Annotated in this window: 9 protein-coding genes; all 9 read right to left on the bottom strand. The window is 45.8% G+C overall.

Features of this window, described 5'->3' with window-relative positions; genetic code table 11:
- Window positions 1-371: 371 nt before the first annotated feature.
- A complete protein-coding gene (gene lysS, locus AC58PQ_RS26945; RefSeq protein ID WP_497247033.1) occupies window positions 372-1,868 on the bottom strand; it encodes a lysine--tRNA ligase in 1,497 nt (498 codons plus the stop codon).
- Window positions 1,869-1,953: 85 nt separating this feature from the next.
- On the bottom strand, window positions 1,954-2,430 hold the full coding sequence (gene greA, locus AC58PQ_RS26940) for a transcription elongation factor GreA (RefSeq protein ID WP_028557404.1): 477 nt from the start codon (window positions 2,428-2,430) through the stop codon (window positions 1,954-1,956).
- 221 nt (window positions 2,431-2,651) lie between these two features.
- Entirely contained in the window at window positions 2,652-3,668 is a 1,017-nt protein-coding gene (gene dusB, locus AC58PQ_RS26935; protein ID WP_497247031.1) for a tRNA dihydrouridine synthase DusB, read from the bottom strand.
- Window positions 3,669-3,685: 17 nt separating this feature from the next.
- Complete coding sequence (locus AC58PQ_RS26930; protein ID WP_497247029.1) at window positions 3,686-3,898, bottom strand: helix-turn-helix domain-containing protein; 213 nt, start codon at window positions 3,896-3,898, stop codon at window positions 3,686-3,688.
- On the bottom strand, window positions 3,880-4,392 hold the full coding sequence (gene folK, locus AC58PQ_RS26925) for a 2-amino-4-hydroxy-6-hydroxymethyldihydropteridine diphosphokinase (RefSeq protein ID WP_497247027.1): 513 nt from the start codon (window positions 4,390-4,392) through the stop codon (window positions 3,880-3,882). Before folK ends, AC58PQ_RS26930 begins: the two co-directional genes overlap by 19 nt.
- Window positions 4,389-4,757: a dihydroneopterin aldolase gene (gene folB / locus AC58PQ_RS26920; RefSeq protein ID WP_497247025.1), complete on the bottom strand. Its 369-nt coding sequence runs from the start codon at window positions 4,755-4,757 to the stop codon at window positions 4,389-4,391. The genes folK and folB overlap by 4 nt, the downstream gene beginning before the upstream one ends.
- An 18-nt stretch (window positions 4,758-4,775) precedes the next feature.
- Window positions 4,776-5,597 (bottom strand): dihydropteroate synthase, encoded by an 822-nt coding sequence (gene folP, locus AC58PQ_RS26915; RefSeq protein ID WP_497247023.1) that lies wholly within the window; start codon window positions 5,595-5,597, stop codon window positions 4,776-4,778.
- Window positions 5,598-5,657: 60 nt separating this feature from the next.
- Window positions 5,658-6,515, bottom strand: a complete 858-nt coding sequence (gene pabC / locus AC58PQ_RS26910; RefSeq protein WP_497247021.1) for an aminodeoxychorismate lyase — start codon at window positions 6,513-6,515, stop codon at window positions 5,658-5,660.
- A 7-nt stretch (window positions 6,516-6,522) separates the two neighbouring features.
- Entirely contained in the window at window positions 6,523-7,104 is a 582-nt protein-coding gene (gene pabA / locus AC58PQ_RS26905; RefSeq protein ID WP_497247019.1) for an aminodeoxychorismate/anthranilate synthase component II, read from the bottom strand.
- Between the last annotated feature and the right edge of the window lie 28 nt (window positions 7,105-7,132).

Raw genomic sequence — 7,132 nt, 5'->3', positions numbered from 1 at the left:
AACTCTCCATAATAGTTTGGACAATTGCTTGTCCGTATATCTGAAAGCTTAATTGCTCATTTGCGTTGCTAGCGAGATTTTGCAATCTCTTTTTTGAACGATTTCTCGTTCGTGCTTACTCACTCGTTGTTCAGTTTTCAAAGATCAATCACTCTTGTCCCACCTGCTCTCTTTCGAAAGCCGGAAGACCAATATACCACACTGAGTTTTTATTTGCAACTCTTAATTTCGAGTTGTATTTGTTGTGTTTCTTATGTTTCTCGTGTTGTCCTCAGCGGCAACTTTTATAAGATACCACAGACGCCACACACTTTGCAAGTACTAATTTCAAAAAAAATCGAGGCACCGAATGGTGCCCCGAAACGAAGAAATTATTCGCCTTGGCGCTCACGCATCAACGGGAATAATAAGACATCACGAATCGATGGTGCATTCGTCAATAGCATTACCAAACGGTCGATCCCTATACCTAGACCACCCGTTGGTGGCATTCCGTACTCAAGAGCGCGGATGAAATCTTCATCCATTTCATGCGCTTCATCATTCCCTTGTTCTTTTTCACGCAGCTGCGCTTCAAAGCGCTCTCTTTGATCGATTGGATCATTAAGCTCTGTAAAGGCATTAGCATGCTCACGCGCTACGATAAAGAGCTCAAAACGATCCGTAAAGCGCGGATCCTCAGGGTTCTTTTTGGCAAGCGGAGAAATCTCTAATGGATGTCCATAAATGAACGTAGGCTGAATCAGCGTCTCTTCAACGAAAGTCTCGAAGAACTGATTTACAATGTGACCGAATGTCATATGCGGCTCAACAGAAACTTTGTGCTCTTTGGCCAAGCCATGCGCTTGCTCGTTGGTCATATGGACACTAAAGTCTACACCTGTGACTTCTTTAATCGCATCCACCATGGATACACGTCTCCAGCCCACAGCTAAATCAACCTCATGATCTCCGTAAGGAATTGTCGTCTGTCCAAGCACCTCTTGCGCGATATGAGCAACAAGCTCTTCTGTCAGCTTCATGATATCTTTGTAGTCTGCGTATGCCTCATACAGCTCAATCATCGTAAACTCTGGATTATGACGCGTAGAGATACCCTCGTTACGGTATACGCGACCGATTTCGTATACTTTCTCTAGTCCGCCAACAATAAGACGTTTCAAGTGAAGCTCGATCGCAATACGCATATGAAGCTGCATATCCAGCGCATTGTGATGCGTGTTAAAAGGACGTGCTGAAGCGCCGCCTGCAATCGAATGTAAGGTTGGTGTTTCTACTTCTAAATAGCCTAAGGAATCTAAATAACGACGCATGGATTGAATGATTTTGGAACGAAGAATAAACGTCTTTTGCACATCTTGATTCATAATCAGATCGACATACCGTTGACGATAGCGCAGCTCAACATCGCTAAGGCCATGGAATTTATCCGGCAGCGGAAGCAAAGATTTCGTCAATACCTCAAGTGATTTCACTTTAATCGAGGTTTCGCCTGTCTTCGTTTTGAAAACAACACCTTCTACCCCTACCATATCGCCTAGATCGAGAATATCAAAAGCTTTATATATGTTTGCATCCAGCGCATCTTCACGCACATAGATTTGAATTTTACCTGTGATATCTTGCAGATGTGCGAAGCTAGCCTTGCCCATGCTTCTCTTCTGCATAATACGCCCAGCAATACGGACTACTACGTTGGCTTCATCTAATTCTTCTTTGCTCATCTCTTGATAAGCAGTAAGAATATCACCCGCTGCATGCGTTCTTTCAAATTTGCTCCCAAATGGATCGACACCGAGACCGCGAAGCTCGTCCAATTTGTTGCGTCTGATCACGAGCAGCTCATTTAACTCTAGTTCCTGACTCATTATTTCATCTCCTACTCATTAGTTAAGTCTGTGAACGGAAAAAAGCTTCCTGAGGGAAGCTTTCCAAAAGGCTTGCGGCTGCACGCTACTTTTTAATATCAATAATTTGATACTGAATGACGCCAGCAGGTACTACAACATCAACGTTGGTGCCCTTTTGCTTGCCTAGAATAGCTCTACCCACAGGGCTTTCATTGGAAATCTTATTCTGCAACGGATCGGATTCAGCCGAACCTACAATGTTGTATTCTACCAAATCGCCGAATTCCAAATCTTTCAGTGTTACAATCGACCCAACACTTACTGTGTTAATATCGACTTCATCGTTATTAATAATCCGCGCATTGCGCAGCATTTTTTCTAAAGTAATGATTCTACCTTCAATGAAGGCTTGCTCATTCTTCGCGTCTTCGTACTCGGAGTTCTCACTAATATCGCCATAACCGATGGCAACCTTAATTCTTTCCGCGACTTCTCGGCGTTTCACGGATTTCAGATGCTCAAGCTCATCCTCTAATTTCCGTAGCCCTACTGGTGTAAGAATGACCTCTTTTTCAGCCATTGCCAACTGATCTCCCGTCATGTGAAAGATTTTCATATCGTTGAATCGATGCTTCCTGCTAGGAGTTGGGTCTTTATAGAGCTGATTCAAGTAGTATGAATTCACGTTTCATAATAAGTTGCTTACTCGTTAGTCTTTCAATATATGCAGGAACACATTAATATTGACTGATTATATTGCAACGGTTTCAAAATGTCAATGTCAACCATTGCTGCATGTTTTTAATGCAGCACGGCCGATTCCTCCGCTGCCCCAGACGCGGAACTTGTCGCAAGATGCTCGACATATTCGTCTAATGTACGAACCATTTCATCCCGCTTCAAGGTTTCCATAATGACATCCTTCACGCGGGCCGCTCCCGTCATTCCTTTGAGGTACCAAGCCATGTGTTTGCGCATTTCCTTCACGGCAACATGCTCACCTTTGAGTGCGATCAGTCGATCCATATGCAAAATCGCAATGCGAATTTTCTCTTCTGCTGAAGGTTCTGGAGGTAATGTACCATTCGCTAGGTATTGAACCGTACGGTACAGCATCCATGGATTGCCTAATGCTCCACGTCCAATCATGACACCGTCTACACCGGTTTCGTCCAACATACGTTTCGCATCCTCTGGTGTCACAACATCACCGTTCCCGATAACCGGAATAGAAAGAGCTTGTTTAACATCACGGATAATGTTCCAATCCGCTTTCCCTGTATAGAGTTGCTCACGTGTACGTCCGTGTACACTAACGGCGCTGCCGCCGCCTCTTTCGACAGCTTTCGCATTTTCTACGGCATAAATATGATCAGAGTCCCACCCAATACGCATCTTGACCGTAACCGGTTTACTAACTGCCGCGACAACTGTGGCGATCATCGCTTCGATTTTATCCGGTTGGAGCAACCATCTTGCTCCCGCGTCACATTTCGTAATTTTGGGAACAGGGCATCCCATGTTGATATCAATAATATCGGCATTCGTATGTTGGTCAACAATTCTAGCCGCCTGAACCAACGTATCCGTGTCGCCTCCAAATATCTGAAGACTCAGCGGTTTCTCACGATCATCGACATACAACATCTCCATAGAGCGTGTGTTGCCGTGAACAATCGCTTTATCACTAACCATTTCAGCACAGACTAAGCCTGTACCAAACTCTTTGGCGATTAATCGAAACGCTGGATTACATACGCCCGCCATTGGGGCTAACACAACTCTATTGGGAGCTTCGACATTTCCTATTTTCAGCACCGAAGATTCCACTCCTCTCATTTCACAACTACCGCAACTAACTCATCCGGTTCTATATTAAGAACTTGCGAAATATTTAGAATCATTTTATTATCCGGCTTGCGTGTTCCTCGTTCAATCGCCCCTAATATGGCAATGGATACGCCTAACAAATCAGCCAGCTCACTCTGGGTATAGCCTTTTAATTTACGAAAAGCGCGAATGCGCTGTGCTATTGAGCTTTTTTCCATAGGATGACGCCTTCCTTTCCTTCCAGTTTCTCCAAGTGTGCAGAGATAGATTCAAATAGAGCGTCCTGCCGCGCGTAGAGAACCTCAGATAGGGGCACCAATACAAAAGCCCGCTCATGCATCCGCGGATGCGGAATGATCAAGTCGGGGGTCGTTAGCCGATTGTCACCAAATAGGAGCAGATCCAAATCAATCGTTCGAGGTCCCCAACGCAAGTCGCGCGTCCGACCCAGACGATTCTCGATGGCAAGCAAGGTAACCAATAACGCTTCAGGCGATAAGTCAGTATGAATTTGAATAACCATATTTAGAAAAGCAGATTGATCCACATAGCCTACAGGCTCGGTTTCATAGATGCTGGAAAGTTGCGTCACCGTTATCCCCGATTCCTCATTCAGCGCTGCAATTGCACCCTGCAAATAATGTTCACGATTATCAATATTGGAGCCTAATGCGACATAAGCTATGGTTCGTTCTCGTTCTTCGGCTGTCATTCCAATGCCCGCTTTCGATTGATCTCTATAGTAACGCCGTCAAAAATAACGGCAAAGGGCGGATGCGGCTTGATAACGCGAACCGTCACTTCATTGATACTAGTATAAGTATGCAGGAGCTCGGATGCAATATTTTCTGCTAATGCCTCGATTAATTTGTACGTACGCCCTTCAACAATCCCTTTGATTAGGAAGAAAGCCTCTCCGTAATGGACGGTTTGGGTCAAATCATCGGTCTTTCCAGCTTTATCTAAAGGGAGCATCAGCTCTACATCAACGTAGAAGCGTTGCCCCAGCGTATTTTCTTCAGGGAACACACCGTGATTGCCAAAAAATTGCATGCGGGATAGCGTGATTTTATCCATAGTAGAAACCTCCAGGGGTTAAATGTTGCTGCGAATAATCGCGTCGGTCATAACAGCTAGTCGTTTCATCGCTTGGATATCGTGGACCCTAACGATGTGGCAACCTTGCGCAATGCCTAGCACGACGGTCGAAGCTGTACCTTCAAGGCGCTCTTCGGGAGGCAACCCGAGGGTTAGGCCTATGACACTTTTACGGGAAGTGCCCAAAAGGACCGGATATCCCAGATTTGCGATCAAACGCAAGTTGTTCATTAGGTAGAGATTTTGCTCATAGGATTTGGCGAAGCCAATGCCGGGATCGAGAATGATGCGTTCAGGCTTAACTCCTGCTCCGATAGCTTCGTTTGTATACTTTTGCAGATCCCCACATACGTCTTGAAGAAAATCGACATATTCTGAGCTTATTCGATTATGCGTGATGATAAATGGACAATCATATTGCGCTGCTACTGCTGCCATGTCAGGATCCGCTTGTCCGCCCCATACATCATTGATGATATGGGCCCCTGCTTCAAGGGCTTGTCTAGCTACTTCCGCTTTGTAGGTATCGATTGAAATCGGAATGCTCAGTTCACGACTGATGGCCTGAATTACGGGGATAACACGCTGCAGCTCCTCATCTAGTGTGACTGTTGCCGCACCTGGTCGTGTAGATTCCCCGCCAATGTCGATGATATCTGCGCCTTCTGCAACCATTTGATGGGCTTTGCTAACCGCATCTTCGATTTGTTTATAGCTGCCGCCGTCCGAAAAGGAGTCTGGCGTTACGTTCAATATGCCCATTATGATCGTTCGATCACCAATGGGCAATTCGTGTCCTCTGCAGGATAACACATTCATCTTAGGTTCACTTCCTGTTCGTTGCTGTTAGTTCGCTTAGAGCCTACTCATTGCCCCATGCTAAACGTAATGTTGAATCAGTTGGCGGGTTATAAGACCTAGAGACCCTGTGCCTACGGTGTAAGCTTGTCCATTCGGCGTGTACAAGGTGGTGACTGGTACAATTTCTTGAATAGAATTTACGAGAAATACTTCGTCCGCATCGACGAGATCTTCCCAACGGTACAGACCGTCCTGTATGAGTAGCTGTAATTGCTGCGCTAACGCTATGACATGCCCTCTCGTGATGCCTGGCAAGATACCTGTATCAAGTGATGGTGTATAGAGGGTGTCATTTTTGACAAAAAAGAGATTGCTGACGATCCCTTCGGCCACATAGCCATCTTCAGATAACATAAGGCCCTCTGCCCCAGTTGCCCACGGGTATTGCCCCAGCTCTCTTTTGGCCAAAATGTTGTTCATATAATGAAAGGACTTGAATCGGTACAAGCCTTCTGGTGTATTGCGAGGCAGCTTAAGCAGTTGCAGCGCTTTGCCTTGAAGATAGGTTCGTTCATCCTTTGGAGGTAACGGTTTGATGTAGATGATTTCCTGTGGATGGGTGTAGTTGTCGGACGGCAGACCAAGTGCTTCCACACCTGCAGAAAGTGAATACCGAATATAAGCATCATCCAGGTTGTTGACCTGGAGTAGTTGCTCGATTTGAGCTGTTAGCTTGTCAAGATTAGGCTCATAGATGATGCGCAGCTCTTGGCACCCATCGGTTAGACGACGAAGGTGCTCAGCGAGCAGGAAAGGCTTACGGTTATAGGTTCGAAACGTCTCGAACAAACCGATCCCGTACAGAAAACCGTGGTCGTATACGGAGACCACGGCTTCTGTTTCTTGGACTAAAGTTCCATTGATGGAGATGATCATACGTCTGTTAAACCCCCGACTTGGCTGTGCGACGAAGGAAATTGCGAAGCATTTGGTGACCATGCTGCGTGATGATCGATTCGGGGTGGAATTGAACCCCTTCGATCGGATACTCTTTATGACGCAAAGCCATGATTTCGCCTTCAGCCGTTTGTGCGCTGATTTCCAGACAATCTGGTAATGTTTCTGTTTTGACGATTAAAGAATGATAACGTGTTGCGATGAAAGGTGACGGAAGTCCTTCGAATAAGGTTTTGCCGTCGTGGAAAATCTCCGAGGTTTTGCCGTGCATCAAGCGCTCTGCGCGAATCACATCGCCACCGAAGGCTTGGCCAATGGATTGATGTCCGAGACAAACACCGAAAATCGGGATGATCCCTTTAAAATGGTCAATCAGTGATAAGCTAATTCCAGCTTCATTCGGCGTGCAAGGCCCTGGAGAAATTAAGATATGGTCTGGCGCGAGCGCCTCGACACCTGCCAAGTCAATCTCGTCATTCCGACGAACGACGACTTCCTCTCCGATCTCTCCCAAATACTGCACAAGGTTGTACGTAAACGAATCATAATTATCAATCACTAAAATCATTCTAAGCTCCCCTTTCGTCAGCCCCACT

Source organism: Paenibacillus sp. J22P143 (genome assembly GCF_059692035.1).
The sequence above is the reverse complement of the archived record's forward strand: the minus strand, read 5'-3'. Positions and strand labels throughout refer to the sequence as shown.

Bases quoted from the DNA above. Each gene is read 5' to 3' on its own strand.
- lysS (WP_497247033.1), bottom strand. From the start codon at position 1,868: ATGAGTCAGGAACTAGAGTTAAATGAGCTGCTCGTGATCAGACGCAAC.
- greA (WP_028557404.1), bottom strand. From the start codon at position 2,430: ATGGCTGAAAAAGAGGTCATTCTTACACCAGTAGGGCTACGGAAATTA.
- AC58PQ_RS26930 (WP_497247029.1), bottom strand. From the start codon at position 3,898: ATGGAAAAAAGCTCAATAGCACAGCGCATTCGCGCTTTTCGTAAATTA.
- folK (WP_497247027.1), bottom strand. From the start codon at position 4,392: ATGACAGCCGAAGAACGAGAACGAACCATAGCTTATGTCGCATTAGGC.
- folB (WP_497247025.1), bottom strand. From the start codon at position 4,757: ATGGATAAAATCACGCTATCCCGCATGCAATTTTTTGGCAATCACGGT.
- folP (WP_497247023.1), bottom strand. From the start codon at position 5,597: ATGAATGTGTTATCCTGCAGAGGACACGAATTGCCCATTGGTGATCGA.
- pabC (WP_497247021.1), bottom strand. From the start codon at position 6,515: ATGATCATCTCCATCAATGGAACTTTAGTCCAAGAAACAGAAGCCGTG.
- pabA (WP_497247019.1), bottom strand. From the start codon at position 7,104: ATGATTTTAGTGATTGATAATTATGATTCGTTTACGTACAACCTTGTG.